Genomic DNA, 14944 nt, shown 5'->3' on the forward strand with positions numbered 1-14944 from the left:
CGTAGGAGTTACTAACAGTCATTGGTACCAAAACCTCCAAAATATTCGAAAATAATTTGAGTTTTCAACAGGTTGTCCACATATTCTGAATAATGTGATAGCCCTACTGCTTCAGGACGATGACAGTCTGATTGGAGCAGGTCCGCTTGATGACACGGTACCTCTGTTCAGAAGCACCCCTTCCATTTATCCCTCTGTGCTTCGTAACTACTACTCTATGTTTTCGAGGAGGGAAAAGTGTCCGGGCACTGAATAATAGATGGAGAAAAAATGAAAAAAAGAAAATAAAAGGAGCGGGAATCCGTTATAATGGACCTATAAAATAGGACGGAGGAACAAGCCATGGGAAAATTAGAATCGAAGGTAAAAGATGCCCTTTCCGAGATTAAGAGTGTGAATCCTGATATTCGGCATGATGGATTGATGAAGCTGAAGGAGATTACGGTGGAAAACAAAGGCGGAGAGTGTGACATCTCTCTTCTGAAGGACATGATCAAGCTCGCCGCGGGTCCCTTTGAGCGTACGGAGGAAGAATGGGATGATCCGAGCTTGGTCCTCCTTGAATTCGTGGTTGATTATATGGAAGAAAGGGTGGCACGCGACCTGACCCGTCACATAGCCGATTTCAGTGAGATGGGGAAGCAATGTGTCCTTTATCATACGAGCATGCACGAGCATGATGGTGCTGTGCGAGCCCTGATCGAAATGTACGAGATCCTGATCCCTCTCAATCAGGTGTGGTTTCCCCATGCGGTCTTAGAACAAAACGGGGTCGTATCCAAAGCGTTGATCAATCATTTCCATACCCGTTTGGACGATAAAGCTTGCAGGCGAGATCTCTACAGGATACTGGCGAATCTTCACGAGGAAAAAGTATTCTATCAATTCAAGCCGGAAGTCATCAAGCCCCTCATCCACCGTCATTGGGAAGAAGCGAAATCAGCCTACCTTCAATATGACCGTGATTATAAAACCAAACACGTCCATTGTTCATGGAAGGACCCCTATCTTCATATACGGGAGGAGCTGGAGAATTTCCTGAAGCTTATGGATGTTTACTGGGGGGAGGAATGGCTGCTGTATCTGGAGGAGGCAAAGGGATGGAACGACCCTATTGCCAAGACGATTGCCGTCACCGTTTCTCTAAAGCGGGGTATCCCCGTTGCTCAGGAAGAGGTCCACTGGTGCGCCACCCATATCGAGTCCGCGGAATTATTCCACTGGAGGCTGATCATCGATCGAATTGAACATCACAACCCGGTGAAGAATTCCCGTCAATCTGATGTGGCCAGGACTCACTTATTTTACTATCTGTTATTCGACCGTGAAGAGAGCCTCTACGCGGAAGAAATCACGCTTTTGGATCAGATCGATACGGTGACCGCTTACGAAGAACCGGTCCGGTACTACCTAGCATCTTACCGTGACCTCTCCGGTCATGTGTACCCAGCGTGGGTCGGTGCGTTCAGCCTGGAAGAAGGCGAGGATTCCCTCTTCAAATGGGATGATTCCACCATCCTTGAGGAACCGTTCGGAAGCAGGAATGTGGAAGGCTGGAAAACGGCATTCATGGAGGAGCGGAAGGAACGGATGGAGAAGGAAGCATCTGAAATCCACTATGAGGCAAAGACAAAGGAAGGAACCGTATGGATCAAAGGGAACTCCCTCGTCGTCCACTCCCAGGAAGGGGACCGATCCATCTTTCTGAAGGACATCCAGACCTTGACAATCGAATGGAAAAAAGGCGGCTTATTCGGCTTGAAAAAGATCCCGATGGTGGCGGTATACGAGAAGGGTGGGAACCTGTTCATGACCTACCCGGAATCAGATATCGACTACGAGAAATTTGCAGGTGCTGTCCATGAACAAACCGAAAGCCTGGAAGAACCGCCATTTATTGAATTCTTGGAGGTGGGATGATGGTAGGCCTGGTCCATCACATCGAGCTGAACGTATCGGACTTAGAGAAATCCACAGAATTCTGGGGGTGGTTCTTAGGGGAACTCGGCTATGAACCCTATCAGGAATGGGCGAAGGGTAAGAGCTATCGCCTCGGTGAAACGTACATCGTATTCGTCCAGACGGAGGAGCGCTTCCTGGACGCCCCGTATCATCGGTCACGCACCGGACTGAACCACTTGGCCTTCCACGGAAAGTCGAGGAAGCATGTGGATGATGTGACAGCAAAACTTGAAGAGAAAGGAGTACCCATCCTGTACCGCGATCGGCACCCATATGCGGGAGGAGAGGGGTACTATGCTGTATTCTTCGAGGACCCAGACCGGATCAAGGTGGAGCTTGTGGCACCTGTTAAAGGAGAGTAAAATGATGAATCAACACGATAATGAGTATCTGACACAGATGATTTCCAAGCGGCTTGAATCAGCCGATATCGTTGGTGCGAGTGTGGCCATCGTAGAGGGGAGCGAGGTAGTGTACGCCGAGGGTTTCGGGTTGGCAGATCGGGACAGTGATCAACCAATGAATGCCGATACACTCATGAGCATCCAAAGCATCTCGAAGAACTTCATGGCCACCTCGATCATGCAGCTTGTGGAAGCAGGATCCATCGAGCTTGATGATCCCGTAGTGAAGCATCTCCCATTTTTCAGGACAAAGGACCAGGCGGCGAGCAATCAAATCACCGTCCGTCACATCCTCTCGCATACGGCTGGTTTCCCGGAAGTGGGCATCGCCAATATGGTCGCACCGAATGTGAGGGAGATCTTCTCGGAGACCCCGACGGACTTTCAGGAAGCGTTGGATTATTACGGTCTGACAGAAGAGGAGCTTTCCGCGATTGAGACCCGTGAAGACATCACAAGGTGGTTTGAAAAGGTCGAACTCATAGGCCCTCCAGGCTCACAGTGGGATTACTGTACGGATGCCTATGTCATCCTGGCTGATCTCTTTGAGAAGGTGACGGGGATGGAATGGGAATCTCATCTGGAATCCCATGTTTTTCGTCCATTAGAATTTAAAAGAACCACAGGTACAGGAGCAGAGGAAGCCGGGAATAGTGCACGTTACTACATGGGAGAGGAACGAATCGAAACGCCTTTCCCTAAAAACGAACTCGCGGCCCCAATCGGTTACCTGTATTCGACTGCCAATGAGCTCGGGTGCTACCTGTCCGCACATCTCAATGAAGGAACAACGTTGTTAGAACCTGATTCCGTCATCATCATGCAAAAGCCCCACCATCTTGTCAGTGAAGAATGGCGATTTGGTAGTGAAGTAAGAAGCTATGGTCTCGCGTGGTTTACGGACGAATATAAGGGTCGGCCGATCATTGAGCACGGAGGTGGGCAGATGGGTGTTCGGTCCCTCATGACGATGGTGCCTTCCCTTCAACTCGGCATCGTTATCCTGATGAATACGGAGGGAACGGTCCACTATGATCTCTGCGAAGGGATCATGGATTTTTATATGGATGAATAAGGAAGTGCAGCGGGAAACAGCTTCTCGCTGCTTTTTTAGTGGAACGGACCCTGATAAAATCAGTCCAAACATCTTATTGACTCTAAACCTGTAAGCGCTTACTATAATATAACAACGTTGTTATTCGCAGGCGGTAAAACATTCAAAGGAGTGGATGGAGTGAAAAAGGTTGGTAAAGGGATCTTGTTGTTCTTGGTTTCCGTTTTGGTGATGGGGGTGGCACTACCCATATCGGCGGTGGCAAATGATGTACCGGAGTGGCAGCCGATCACATTCGGTCAATCGACCGATCTGAATTTTTCTGCAAATGTACTGCCGGATAAAGTCGGGCTGAATACAGCAGAGCCTGAGCATCCGGGTACGATCGACGGGAAAATCTATTTGGAGAGCAGGGGAGGAAAACTGGCTCCGGGGCATGATGGGCTGACCTTCTATTACACCACCTTGAATCCGAAAACGGATAATTTTGTTTTGGAGGCCGACTTGACTTTCCATCAGCTTGGCCCGGAGACAGGGGCAAAGCAGAGTGGCCAAGAAGGTGCCGGCATCATGGTGAGGGATGTGAATGGAGCGGCAAGGCAGGACCCGATGATGGAAGGGTTCGAAGAAGTGACCGCTGCTTCCAATATGTTTGCCGTCGGTTTGATGAGGGACGGGATGAGCGCCCTCTCACGGACGGGTGTAGAAGAACCGTGGGGAAGTACAGGGAGCAAGTGGGTGAACAAAGTCCTTCCGGGAGCGCCGGCAGTACCGATGAATACACCGGTCCGCGTGAAGCTTGAGCGGACGGATACAAGCTTTGTCATGTCTGCGACCTTCACCCATCTGTCGGGATCTCCTACGTTCAAACAGGAGTTAAAAGGGGCAGACCTTGTTCAGGTGTTGGATCCCGACCGCATGCAAGTTGGGTTCTATGCTTCACGGAATGCCTCCATGACCGTGGAGAATGCGAGCTTGTCGGTGAGTGAGGCGGATACGGTGCCGACACCGGAGGAACCTGTCCTTCAGCCGGAACCATCCCTGACGATCCTTTCTCCGAAAGAGTCCGGATCAAAGAAGTATTCGTTGAAAGCGACGTCGAACACACAAGGGAGCATTTCCATTTGGCAGGATGGCAAACAGATCGTGAAGAATAAAAAGGTGAAAGCTCAACAAGTATTCGATGAAAAAGCAAAGCTGAAAAATGAAAAGACAACGTTCCGTGTCGAATGGAAGACGAATGATGGAGTGGTCCTGACCGAGGAATGGACCGTCACGATGAAGGTGTTCAAGGGTGGAAAAGGCCTGTTCGTTTCACCTGAAGGGAAAGCGTCTGCTTCCGGTAAAAAGAACGATCCCCTCGACCTTGATACCGCCATCAAATACGTACAGCCGGGAGAGACGATCTACCTCCTGGAAGGTGTATATACAGAGCCCGTGACCATAGGCCGGACATACAGCGGGGAAAAGAAAAAAATGAAAACCCTGGCTCCGTATAAGGGTGCCAATGTTCTATTCGACGGGAAGAATGAGAAAGGAAATCTTCTTAATTTGAATGCCGACTATTGGGTGATCACGGGCTTTGAGCTGACGAAGTCGACCGGAAACGGTATGAGGGTGAACGGAAGTCATAACAAGATCGATCATATGACGTTCAGCTACAATCAGAATACCGGGTTCCAAATCTCGGGAAGTGGATCGGATCCCGAACTGTGGCCGAAACACAATCTTATCTCGAACAGTGAATCCCATGATAATCGTGATTCGTCTGATATCAATGCCGACGGTTTTGCGGCGAAGCTCGGTGTGGGGGAAGGGAATGTATTCAAGAATAATATTTCCCACCATAATATCGACGACGGCTGGGATCTCTACAACCGTACCAACGAAGGTGCCAACAAGCCGGTTACCCTTGACGGGAACATTTCATATTCCAATGGGAAACTCAGTAGTGGCTACAATGAAGAGGGTACCTCGGGCAGTGGGTTCAAGGTAGGCGGGGAAGGCCTCCCGGTCGCTCATATCGTTAAGAACAACCTGGCATTCGATAATAACATGGATGGCTTTACGGATAACTTCAATCCGGGTAAAATCATTGTTCACAAAAATATCGCCATCGATAATAAGCGCTACAACTTCATCTTCCGGATCAACCCGTATTTCAAATCCGAAGAGCAGGGGATCTTCACAAAAAATATCTCCATCAAAACCGATCCCGACCGCATGAAGGCGGACTTTGTGTCAGGTGTCGTGGATGACAGCAACTACTTCTTTGACGGAGAAAGAACGGTAAACAGCAAAGGGAAAGAAAAGGACCCGAAGCCTTATTTGAAGAAAATGCGCCCATAAAAATAGACGTCCATGCCTGGCATGGACGTCCTTTTTACTTTATTCTTCAGCGCCGGAAAGGACCATGACGTCCTCACCTTCCGATACCGCCTTCTCGATATGCTGTTCGCCCCACGAGCAGAGCATCTGAAGGGCAGGCGCAAGGGATGTCCCGTAGTCGGTCAGCTTGTACTCGACCTTCGGCGGTACCTGATTGTACACGATTCGCTCAAGGACCCCGTCGGATTCGAGCTCGCGAAGCTGCTGGGTGAGCATCTTCTGGGTGATGTTCGGCATCCTCTTTTTCAGTTCGCTCGTGCGGAGGGTGCCATGATCGATGAGGTGGCAGAGGATGACGACCTTCCATTTGCCTCCGATGACTTCAAGTGCTGCTTCGACCGGTATATTGAATGTCTTCATTTCCCGTCACTCCTTCATGGGATCTTTTTGACATGTACATGCCTGTATGATGTGTAGAATACTATCATTCTATACCCGATCGGCACACGAAGCAAGTAGCGGCGCATGGGTACCTCCAGGTGTCTACCGTACTTTAAAGTGCGTACTTCCTTTTTGGTTGCATACTCCTTAAACTAACGATTACCGGCACATCGCCGGTGATTCAAAATTGTTAAGGAGGAAAATCATTATGAGTTCTCATTCTACTTCTATAGATCAAAACGCCTCCAAGTCAAAAGGAGGCACCCCGGCGCTACTCGCCCTTGCCATCAGTGCGTTTGGAATCGGGACGACAGAATTCGTCCCTGTCGGTTTGCTGTCATCGATTGCAGATGACCTGTCGATCTCTATCACTCTTGCAGGTCTGCTGATTTCCGGATATGCCTTGGGAGTCGCCATCGGAGCGCCCGTCCTGACGGCCCTCACCAGCAGAATGAGCAGGAAGAGCCTGCTCATGTCCCTGATGCTGCTCTTCATCGTAGGGAATTCCGTCGCTGCCCTGTCCGCGAGCTTCGGACTACTGCTTGTGGCACGGTTCATCACGGCCTTCTCCCACGGGATTTTCTTCTCGATCGGATCCACGATCGCTGCAGATCTCGTTCCCGCACATAAGCGGGCCAGTGCCATTGCCTTCATGTTTACGGGTCTCACCGTCGCCACGGTCACCGGGGTCCCCCTTGGAACCTTCATCGGACAGGCCTTCGGTTGGAGAGCGACGTTCTGGGGAGTAGCCGCACTTGGTGTTATCGGAATCGTAGCAAGCTCGATCCTTGTGCCTAAGAATCTTAAAGAAGCACCACCTGCCAAGTTCAGTTTTCAATTGAAGATTCTGACCAACGGTAAGCTCATGCTGGCATTTGCCATCACGGCCCTTGGATACGGCGGAACATTCGTTGCATTCACCTACCTGACTCCGTTACTGGAAGATGTGACAGGATTCAGCGCTAAATGGGTCAGCATCATCCTTCTAGTCTACGGAATCGCTGTCGCCATCGGGAACGTTGTCGGCGGGAATGCATCGAATAAAAATCCGCTCAAGGCTTTATTCTGGATGTTTGCCCTTCAGGCTATCATCCTCTTCGCCCTGACGTTTGCCGCACCATTCAAAGTGGTTGGTCTGATTGCCATCTTCCTTATGGGTCTATTTGCCTTCATGAACGTACCGGGCCTTCAGGTACTCGTCGTCAACTTGGCAGAGAAATATGTGCCTACTGCCGTCAACGTGGCATCTGCACTCAATATCGCCGCATTCAACGTAGGGATCGCCATCGGCTCCTTCGTCGGCGGCCTCATCGTCGACAGCATCGGCCTCATCCACACACCGTGGATCGGTGCCGTCATGGTAGCAGGCGCCGTCGCTCTCACAGCGTGGCTCCGAAAAATCGAAAAGTGACATATGGAACGGTCCCGATGCATCATGATGGTGCATTAGGACCGTCCCTTTCCCTTTTATAGAAGGTGGTATATAATGGATAAAACGCAAGCCTGGAGGGACCTTCGAATGAATAGTTGGCTTTGGTTGATCATTGCTGCTGGTGGACTTGTCGTGGTATTGATGGTTGTCGTTTCGTTGGTGATTGGCAAATTCTCTCCCAGTGAACAAAAAGGTGTGGATGATGAAGAAGCTTGAGGCTACCGTCCACAGATGATCCGCATCATCCATGGGATGGTGTTTTTTTTGTGGAAAGCAGAGGGAAATGGGAGGAAAGGGCGAACTGATAGAGGAGATATGTTTTCTAGAGGAGGGGATCGGAATTGAATGATCGTCACGAAGTCTTATTCACCCAGCTGAGCACCTATCGAAGTGAAGTCCTGCATGCGGCGGCCTCTGTCACTCCAGAAGAAGCAGATGTGATTCCACCGCCTTTCCGTAACAATATCCGCTGGAACCTTGGTCATATCTATCTCGATCAATATCAGTGGATCGAGGCGTTGACGAAGGAAAAGCAGGAGGTGCCTGAAACGTATCCTGCCTGGTTCGGCTACGGAACCTCTCCGCAGAATTTCACTCAGGGAACGCCATCCCTCCAGGCTTTGTTCACCCAGCTGAAAGAGCAGCCCGGGATGATCAGGGAACGATGGGGTCACCGGATGGAAGAAGCGTTTCCTCAGACCGAAATGGGGATGAGGACGGTGGAGCAGGTTCTCATCCGCACGGTTTTCCATGAAGGGATGCACCTTCAGACCATCCTGGATATCAAGAAGGCTTTGTCACAGTGAAACGGCTTTGGTGCTTTTTTAGCACGAGGCCGTTTTTTTCTGAAACCTTTTTGGGGATGGGTCCGACTAATGGGTAGTTTGAACGGGGGGAGAGTATGGAAGAGCGATTTGAAGAAGTTTATGAACGTTATTTTGATGATGTATATCAATATCTATTATATTTCACCAACAGTCGATCCGAAGCAGAGGACCTGACTCAGGAAACATTTCTGAGAGTCATGAAGTCCCTTCCGGATTTCCGTGGAGATTCTACGTTGAAAACATGGATTCTTTCCATAGCCCGGAGAACGAGCTTTGATCATTACAGAAAGAAGAAAATTTTATCGGTTTTGCCCGGGGTGATTGGGAATATGCTTTCGAGCACGGACGGTATTCCAGAGAAGGAGTGGGATGACCGGGAGGAATGGCAGGAAGTCCAGGAAGCGTTGATGACCCTTAAGCCTGATTATCGGAATGTTGTGATACTACGGGGGCTAAAGGAATACTCCATCAAAGAGTCCGCCTCGATCCTTCAGTGGAATGAGATGAAGGTAAAAGTCACCTATCACCGTGCGATTCAAATGCTGCGGAGGAAGCTATCAAGGAAAGGAGCTGAAAAACGATATGACTTTCCACAAAACACAGACTCTGAATTCCTGACCCCGCTAAAAAACAGACCGGGTTTGACACCACGACATATGGTGAAAGGAGAAATCAAGGAGAGAATAGCAGCCATGGAGAATCGTAACGGAAAGACGCATCTCATCCCTATTCTTCTTACAGCCGTACTTCTCCTGACAGGGTCTTATTATCTCTTTGGAATCATTATGAAAGATCAGCACCCCCACGATGCTGGAGAACCCACTCATCAAGTACCCCTGAAGGAGGATGTTGAAAAAGAATTGCAAGAATTCCCCATCGAGATTGCCCCCCTTGTCCTGACAGATGAAGAATCAGAAGCCTACGCAAGCTTTAGTGAAAATCTCGACCAGGAGATCCTCCGTAGCCTCTCCCCAATAAGCATAGCTAAAATCTATGTCCAGGCCATTCTTGATGAAAAGGATGAGGTCCGATATGAGCTCTATACCGACAGACCGGATTATATTATGTGGACCAAGGAAGAAGATGAGCAGTTTTCCAAACAGGATAGGGGTAATCAAAGACTTACGGAAGAGACCTATAATCATCTTGCAGAAGGAGAGTTTGTCGAGACAGGAGAGGATGAAGGTTACATCAAGTACTATCGCTCCGAGGATTCTGATAGCCTGATGGGCTTCAATCTTATCCGGAATGAAAATGGCATCTGGCAGGTGGCATTCATGCCCATTCAATAATACCCCGCCTTATGGCTGAAAGAAGTTCATTCCATCGGTTGATGGCCACTTCCTCTCCAGCATCTATGATAAGGAAAAAGGAGGGGATGTTCATGAAGATCCATCAACTGGAGCTTTTCATAGGCAACTATGAAGAAACGGTTGCTTTTTATCAGGATACAATGGGGTTCACATGCAGGAAGAATGGTGAGGGTTCAACGGATATGGAGGTGGGCAGAGGGATCATGACCTTCCATAAGAAAACGGGAGTGGACTGCTACTACCATTTTGCGTTGAATATTCCGTTCAATCTGTTCGATTCGGCAAAAGCGTATATGGCGGAGCGGGTGACGCTTGCAAGGGAGGATGATGAGGACGAGGTGTTTTTCAAAGAATCCAAGGCCAGATCCTTCTACTTTCTGGATCCCGCTGGAAATATTGTCGAATTCATTGCGAGAGAAGGTGTGAACCCCGATTCCGAAGCGGGATCATTCAGTCCATCAGAGGTTTTGGGGATCAGTGAGATCGGTATTTCGTCGGAAGAAGTGTATCGGTGCTCACAAGAAGTGGAGGCAAAAGGGATCCCGGTGCGAAATGACAGGCCGTTATCAAACGGGGAAACCTTGAACTTCATGGGGGAGGCAGAGGACGGTGTCTTCATCATCATCGCGAGGGCCGGGAGACGATGGATTTTCTCCGATAAAAACGGATTGCCCGCCCCGACGATCGTCAAGACGGACAGGGGCACCATGACGTTTCATCTCAGTGGTTGAAGACACCTATCTTTAAGTGTATAATTATACAAAACGGAGAATGAATGTGCAATTTAGATGAAAGTAGACACAACTGAATGGATACATATTTAAAATTTGTACTCATCGGATTTTCCATTGCCCTTCCGGTGGGGGCCGTAACCGTGGAAATGACCAAGCAGGGACTGAAAAACGGCTTCCTACACGGCTGGGCAGTGGGCATCGGTGGAATGACCATCGATTTCTTCCTTGTTCTTGCCATGTATCTCGGACTCGCCCAGGTCCTTTCCCTTCCGTATGTACAGCTGCCCCTATGGGTGGTAGGAGCCATCTTCCTGTTTGGCCTTGCTTATGATTCAATCAAGAATGCCGACCATGGGATCACGATGGCAGGGGACCGCCCTCAATCCTCTTTATGGAAGACCTACCGGAACGGAGTGCTCGTGGCTGTATCACCTGGTAATCTCGTTTTCTGGGTCTCTGTGTTCGGCACGGTCCTGGCCGATTCCTATTCAGGTTCGAAGATCGGATTTGTCCTGGCGGCAGCGGGGGTTCTTACGGGAATTTTGATCCATGACCTGGGACTGCTCTCGATCGTGGCAGCCACCCGCAGGGCCATGAATCGAGCGATGATCAAATGGACGTCGATCGTAGCGGGGATTCTGCTATTCGGCTTCGGGTGTTACTTCTTATACGAATTTGTACACGACATCAAAGACTATCTGTAAATGAAAAACCGGCCGTCAATGGCCGGTTTTCTTATGAATGGTTCAAAATCGAGCGGGAGTGCCCCGACCTGAAGCTCCTGAAAGCAAGAAACAGGGCAGCTACACCGAGTATAAGAAGCACAACACTGAAATAACTGCTTCCTTCTGTGACGCCGCTGATCAAGTACAGGCCACCTGTGATGGAGGCAAAACCTACAATCCCATTACCGATCATATGGGCACGGGCCTTCAAGAAGCGGTCGATGACCCATAATGCAATGACGGCTGCGCAAATCGTAGTCACGATCGGGAAAAACGGGCGGAATTTCGCTGCATAAATGAAGAAGTCCATCTGGTTGATATCCCCCGTATTTGTCACTTCCCCTGCACTCGCCGACACCTTCGCCGAATTCTTCCACTCGAACTGATCCTCAAGCAGCGCACTTCCTTCATACATGGAAAAGTAGAACGCGAATGGAAGGATGGTAAGGGAGACCAGGAATATCAAGGTCCTCACATTCCTTTTATTCAATTCAATCACACCTTTTTCAATGCTTCATCTGAAAGAGGTGTCGCTCCGGGAGGCTCCTGCCTGCCCGTAAGCTGGGACCATTCAACTTTAGACACTTGATGTGTCCACCATCAACGCTTGTCCCTTCAATGTAAAAAAACCCCACAGGAATCACTCAGATGATGCATCCTAATTTGCCCATATTATACCATCTCCACCCAGCTGGGTTGAAGTTACATTTTGTTAACAACTTCGTAAATGGAAAAAGACACAATAAAAGCCGATTTCCATCGAAACCGGCTTTCATTCTTCTTTATGTTGGGTGAGGTCGAAAATCTTCCTTGATTCAAAAAGGTCGATAACCTGATTAAGCCAATTGTAATATTCAATCGCGTAGGTAATCCTCTCGAGGTGATCCCTTGCCCTCTGAGCGGTTTCTTCGTTATCTGTGTCCGCTATGGCTGCTTCGAGCTCTCTCATGGATTTGACGGAGGCGTCGAGATTCATCTGGGTTCCCTTTCTCCATTGGGTGGTGAAACGATCGATGAAGTTTTGATACCAGTCATTCTTCACCTGATACAAATCCTTCCTCTCTCCTTTTCTCCATACCTTTTCAACCATATTCAGTTCCAATAACGTCCGGACACCGGTGGACATGCTGGTTTTACTCATTTCCAGCTCTTCCTTCAGCTCATCCAGGGTCATCGGTTTATTTTCAAAATAGAGGGTCCCGTAAATACGTCCTATGGAAGGGGAAACCCCGTATAAATGCATGTTTCTCGCCACGGATTCAATCACTCTTTCTCGTGCCTGGGCGACTAAACCTTCATTATGCATAATACACCACCATTCTAATCACAATAAAAAAGGATGGAAATCATCCCTTACTATTCATCTTGATTTATTTTAAGGTTTGAATTCTTCAAAGTAAAGGGAACATAAAGAGAGGATATGGGAGGATATCCAAAGAAATCTAAGAATAAGATGATTTCGAACGTACAGTTTTAACTGTACGAACTATATTCGGTGAATATGAAGGTTTATCCCATTTGTTACCTCCTACAAAAGTCCTTTATACTTTTAAGGTATGCTAGAAAAATCGCTCGGATTCGACAAAATTTGACGTTTTTAAACAAGATTAGAGGTGGATTTATGGCTGAGAAAAAAATTAGCGTTCAAAACGTTACGAAAGTCTTTGGTAAATCGCCCCAACAGGGAGTCAAACTCCTGAACGAGGGCAAGACCAAACGGGAAATACTTGAAAAGACCGGCATGACCGTCGGTGTCAACAAAGCAAGCTTTGATGTGTATGCAGGTGAAATCTTCGTAATCATGGGGCTATCAGGAAGTGGTAAATCGACATTGGTAAGGATGCTCAATCGCCTGATTGATCCGACCGATGGAGAAGTTCTCATTGATGGCAAGAACATCGTTAAGCTCAAACCCAACGAGCTTAGGGAAGTAAGAAGGAAGAAACTGAGCATGGTATTCCAACGCTTCGCACTATTCCCTCACCGAACTGTTCTCGATAATACTGAATATGGACTTGAAGTCCAAGGTGTAGAAAAATCCAAACGTAAGCAAAAGGCAATCGAATCCCTTGAGCTTGTAGGGCTCAAAGGATACGAAAATAGCTACCCAAGCGAACTCAGCGGTGGTATGCAGCAGCGTGTCGGTCTGGCGCGTGCCCTTGCAAACGACCCTGATATCCTCCTTATGGATGAAGCATTCAGCGCATTGGATCCGTTGATCCGCAAAGATATGCAGAATGAACTTCTCGAGCTTCAGGAGAAAATGGAGAAGACCATTGTCTTCATCACCCATGACCTTGATGAAGCCCTTCGCATCGGCGACCGCATCGCCCTTATGAAAGATGGGAACATCGTACAGGTGGGTACACCGGAAGAGATCATGACAAACCCTGCCAACGACTATGTTGAGCGTTTCGTAGAGGACGTCGACTTGTCTAAAGTGCTCACTGCTGAGCATGTCATGAAGCGCCCTGAAATGGTGCGCATCGACCGCGGACCGCGTGTAGCCGTGAAAGTCATGAAGGACGAGGGGATCTCCCACTTGTTCGTCGTGGACAGCAAACAGAAGCTGCTTGGTGCCGTCACCATCGAAGCTGCTTCGGCAGCGGTGAAAAATCAACAAACGCTTCAGGATATCCTGATCACGGATATCGAGTCTCTCAAACCTGAGACACTGCTTGTCGATATGTTCGAACAAGTCGCAACGGCAAGTCTGCCACTTCCAGTCGTGACAGAAGAAGGCAGACTGCGTGGAGTCATCGTAAGGGGTGCCGTATTAGGCGCACTTGCCGGCCTCGAATCAGACATGAATCTTACAACCGAAACAAAAGAACACTCAGATACAAATGTAGACGCTGAGGGAATTGAGGTGAATAACATATGACATTCCTACCGAAACTTCCGTTAGCAAGCTGGGTGGATAGCTTCGTCAACTGGATCAAAGACATCTTCGGACCGTTCTTTGACTTCCTGACTGATGCCATCGGATCTGTTGTTGATTTCTTCGTCATGGTTCTTGAATCGATCCCTACGCTTCTGTTGATTTTGATTTTTGTTGCCCTCGCCTGGTGGGTGAGCCGCTGGACCATCGCCGTATTTACGGCAGTCGGCCTGTTGCTCATTGACAATCTTGGTTACTGGGATGGAACGATTGATACGCTCGCCCTCGTCTTAGCATCCGTTATCATATCTATCATAATAGGTATACCAATCGGGATCTGGATTTCACAAAGTGACCGCGCGATGAAAATCATCACGCCGATCCTTGACTTTATGCAGACGATGCCTGCATTCGTCTATCTGATTCCGGCAATCATCTTCTTCGGAATCGGAGTTGTACCGGGTATCATTGCATCTGTCATCTTCTCCATGCCTCCAACGATCCGTCTGACCAACCTCGGGATTCGTCAGGTGCCGGAAGATCTCGTGGAAGCATCGAATGCATTCGGTTCAACTCCACGTCAGAAGCTGTTCAAAGTTCAGCTGCCGCTGGCTACAAGCACCATCATGGCCGGTATCAACCAAAGCATCATGCTGGCCCTTTCCATGGTCGTCATCGCTTCACTTGTCGGTGCTCCTGGACTAGGCGCAGATGTTTACCGTGCTGTTACCCAATTGAAAGTCGGTGTTGGTTTTGAAGCTGGTCTGGCCATCGTCATCCTGGCGATCGTGCTCGATCGGATTTCTCAAAATATAGGTTCATCTAAAAACTAAAAGGGGGAAA

15 protein-coding genes are annotated in these 14944 nt (G+C 48.8%); 12 read left to right on the forward strand and 3 right to left on the reverse strand.

Going from position 1 to position 14944, the window contains the following annotated elements:
- Positions 1-342 precede the first annotated feature (342 nt).
- The 4 genes from ABJ225_RS19525 to ABJ225_RS19540 all read left to right on the forward strand — a co-directional run bounded on the left by ABJ225_RS19525 (position 343) and on the right by ABJ225_RS19540 (position 5769).
- The gene (locus ABJ225_RS19525) at positions 343-1920 is read left to right on the forward strand and encodes a hypothetical protein (protein ID WP_347321391.1); all 1578 of its coding nucleotides are present in this window, start codon (positions 343-345) and stop codon (positions 1918-1920) included.
- Positions 1917-2324, forward strand: a complete 408-nt coding sequence (locus ABJ225_RS19530; RefSeq protein ID WP_079513751.1) for a VOC family protein — start codon at positions 1917-1919, stop codon at positions 2322-2324. The genes ABJ225_RS19525 and ABJ225_RS19530 overlap by 4 nt, the downstream gene beginning before the upstream one ends.
- Before the next feature lie 4 nt (positions 2325-2328).
- On the forward strand, positions 2329-3441 hold the full coding sequence (locus ABJ225_RS19535) for a serine hydrolase domain-containing protein (RefSeq protein WP_347321393.1): 1113 nt from the start codon (positions 2329-2331) through the stop codon (positions 3439-3441).
- Positions 3442-3600: 159 nt separating this feature from the next.
- Positions 3601-5769 carry a right-handed parallel beta-helix repeat-containing protein gene (locus ABJ225_RS19540; RefSeq protein ID WP_347321394.1) on the forward strand — a complete coding sequence of 723 codons (2169 nt, stop codon included), beginning with the start codon at positions 3601-3603 and terminating at the stop codon, positions 5767-5769.
- A gap of 39 nt (positions 5770-5808) precedes the next feature.
- Here the strand turns inward: ABJ225_RS19540 and ABJ225_RS19545 are convergent, their stop codons facing one another.
- Positions 5809-6168: a winged helix-turn-helix transcriptional regulator gene (locus tag ABJ225_RS19545; protein ID WP_048007311.1), complete on the reverse strand. Its 360-nt coding sequence runs from the start codon at positions 6166-6168 to the stop codon at positions 5809-5811.
- A 229-nt stretch (positions 6169-6397) separates the two neighbouring features.
- On the opposite strand from ABJ225_RS19545, the gene ABJ225_RS19550 reads away from it, so the two are divergent.
- The 6 genes from ABJ225_RS19550 to ABJ225_RS19575 all read left to right on the forward strand — a co-directional run bounded on the left by ABJ225_RS19550 (position 6398) and on the right by ABJ225_RS19575 (position 11199).
- The gene (locus ABJ225_RS19550) at positions 6398-7600 is read left to right on the forward strand and encodes an MFS transporter (protein WP_347321395.1); all 1203 of its coding nucleotides are present in this window, start codon (positions 6398-6400) and stop codon (positions 7598-7600) included.
- 108 nt (positions 7601-7708) lie between these two features.
- Positions 7709-7837, forward strand: coding sequence for a hypothetical protein (locus tag ABJ225_RS19555; protein ID WP_285813694.1), 129 nt, complete (start codon positions 7709-7711; stop codon positions 7835-7837).
- 125 nt (positions 7838-7962) lie between these two features.
- Complete coding sequence (locus ABJ225_RS19560; RefSeq protein ID WP_347321396.1) at positions 7963-8427, forward strand: DinB family protein; 465 nt, start codon at positions 7963-7965, stop codon at positions 8425-8427.
- 95 nt (positions 8428-8522) lie between these two features.
- On the forward strand, positions 8523-9740 hold the full coding sequence (locus ABJ225_RS19565) for an RNA polymerase sigma factor (protein WP_347321397.1): 1218 nt from the start codon (positions 8523-8525) through the stop codon (positions 9738-9740).
- Between the two features lie 92 nt (positions 9741-9832).
- Positions 9833-10492: a VOC family protein gene (locus ABJ225_RS19570; protein WP_347321398.1), complete on the forward strand. Its 660-nt coding sequence runs from the start codon at positions 9833-9835 to the stop codon at positions 10490-10492.
- Positions 10493-10569: 77 nt separating this feature from the next.
- Positions 10570-11199: a LysE family transporter gene (locus ABJ225_RS19575; RefSeq protein ID WP_347321399.1), complete on the forward strand. Its 630-nt coding sequence runs from the start codon at positions 10570-10572 to the stop codon at positions 11197-11199.
- Between the two features lie 31 nt (positions 11200-11230).
- Here the strand turns inward: ABJ225_RS19575 and ABJ225_RS19580 are convergent, their stop codons facing one another.
- Positions 11231-11710, reverse strand: coding sequence for a DUF4306 domain-containing protein (locus tag ABJ225_RS19580; protein WP_347321400.1), 480 nt, complete (start codon positions 11708-11710; stop codon positions 11231-11233).
- A gap of 282 nt (positions 11711-11992) precedes the next feature.
- On the reverse strand, positions 11993-12463 hold the full coding sequence (locus ABJ225_RS19585; RefSeq protein WP_347321401.1) for a GbsR/MarR family transcriptional regulator: 471 nt from the start codon (positions 12461-12463) through the stop codon (positions 11993-11995).
- Positions 12464-12841: 378 nt separating this feature from the next.
- On the opposite strand from ABJ225_RS19585, the gene proV reads away from it, so the two are divergent.
- The gene (gene proV, locus ABJ225_RS19590; protein ID WP_048007304.1) at positions 12842-14104 is read left to right on the forward strand and encodes a glycine betaine/L-proline ABC transporter ATP-binding protein ProV; all 1263 of its coding nucleotides are present in this window, start codon (positions 12842-12844) and stop codon (positions 14102-14104) included.
- Positions 14101-14934 carry an ABC transporter permease gene (locus ABJ225_RS19595; RefSeq protein ID WP_048007303.1) on the forward strand — a complete coding sequence of 278 codons (834 nt, stop codon included), beginning with the start codon at positions 14101-14103 and terminating at the stop codon, positions 14932-14934. Before proV ends, ABJ225_RS19595 begins: the two co-directional genes overlap by 4 nt.
- Positions 14935-14944: the final 10 nt, after the last annotated feature.

The organism is Rossellomorea sp. RS05 (assembly GCF_039822645.1).
In the GTDB taxonomy this organism is placed as follows: domain Bacteria; phylum Bacillota; class Bacilli; order Bacillales; family Bacillaceae_B; genus Rossellomorea; species Rossellomorea marisflavi_B.

Bases quoted from the DNA above. Each gene is read 5' to 3' on its own strand.
- ABJ225_RS19525 (WP_347321391.1), top strand. From the start codon at position 343: ATGGGAAAATTAGAATCGAAGGTAAAAGATGCCCTTTCCGAGATTAAG.
- ABJ225_RS19530 (WP_079513751.1), top strand. From the start codon at position 1,917: ATGATGGTAGGCCTGGTCCATCACATCGAGCTGAACGTATCGGACTTA.
- ABJ225_RS19535 (WP_347321393.1), top strand. From the start codon at position 2,329: ATGAATCAACACGATAATGAGTATCTGACACAGATGATTTCCAAGCGG.
- ABJ225_RS19545 (WP_048007311.1), bottom strand. From the start codon at position 6,168: ATGAAGACATTCAATATACCGGTCGAAGCAGCACTTGAAGTCATCGGA.
- ABJ225_RS19550 (WP_347321395.1), top strand. From the start codon at position 6,398: ATGAGTTCTCATTCTACTTCTATAGATCAAAACGCCTCCAAGTCAAAA.
- ABJ225_RS19555 (WP_285813694.1), top strand. From the start codon at position 7,709: ATGAATAGTTGGCTTTGGTTGATCATTGCTGCTGGTGGACTTGTCGTG.
- ABJ225_RS19565 (WP_347321397.1), top strand. From the start codon at position 8,523: ATGGAAGAGCGATTTGAAGAAGTTTATGAACGTTATTTTGATGATGTA.
- ABJ225_RS19570 (WP_347321398.1), top strand. From the start codon at position 9,833: ATGAAGATCCATCAACTGGAGCTTTTCATAGGCAACTATGAAGAAACG.
- ABJ225_RS19575 (WP_347321399.1), top strand. From the start codon at position 10,570: ATGGATACATATTTAAAATTTGTACTCATCGGATTTTCCATTGCCCTT.
- ABJ225_RS19585 (WP_347321401.1), bottom strand. From the start codon at position 12,463: ATGCATTTATACGGGGTTTCCCCTTCCATAGGACGTATTTACGGGACC.
- proV (WP_048007304.1), top strand. From the start codon at position 12,842: ATGGCTGAGAAAAAAATTAGCGTTCAAAACGTTACGAAAGTCTTTGGT.
- ABJ225_RS19595 (WP_048007303.1), top strand. From the start codon at position 14,101: ATGACATTCCTACCGAAACTTCCGTTAGCAAGCTGGGTGGATAGCTTC.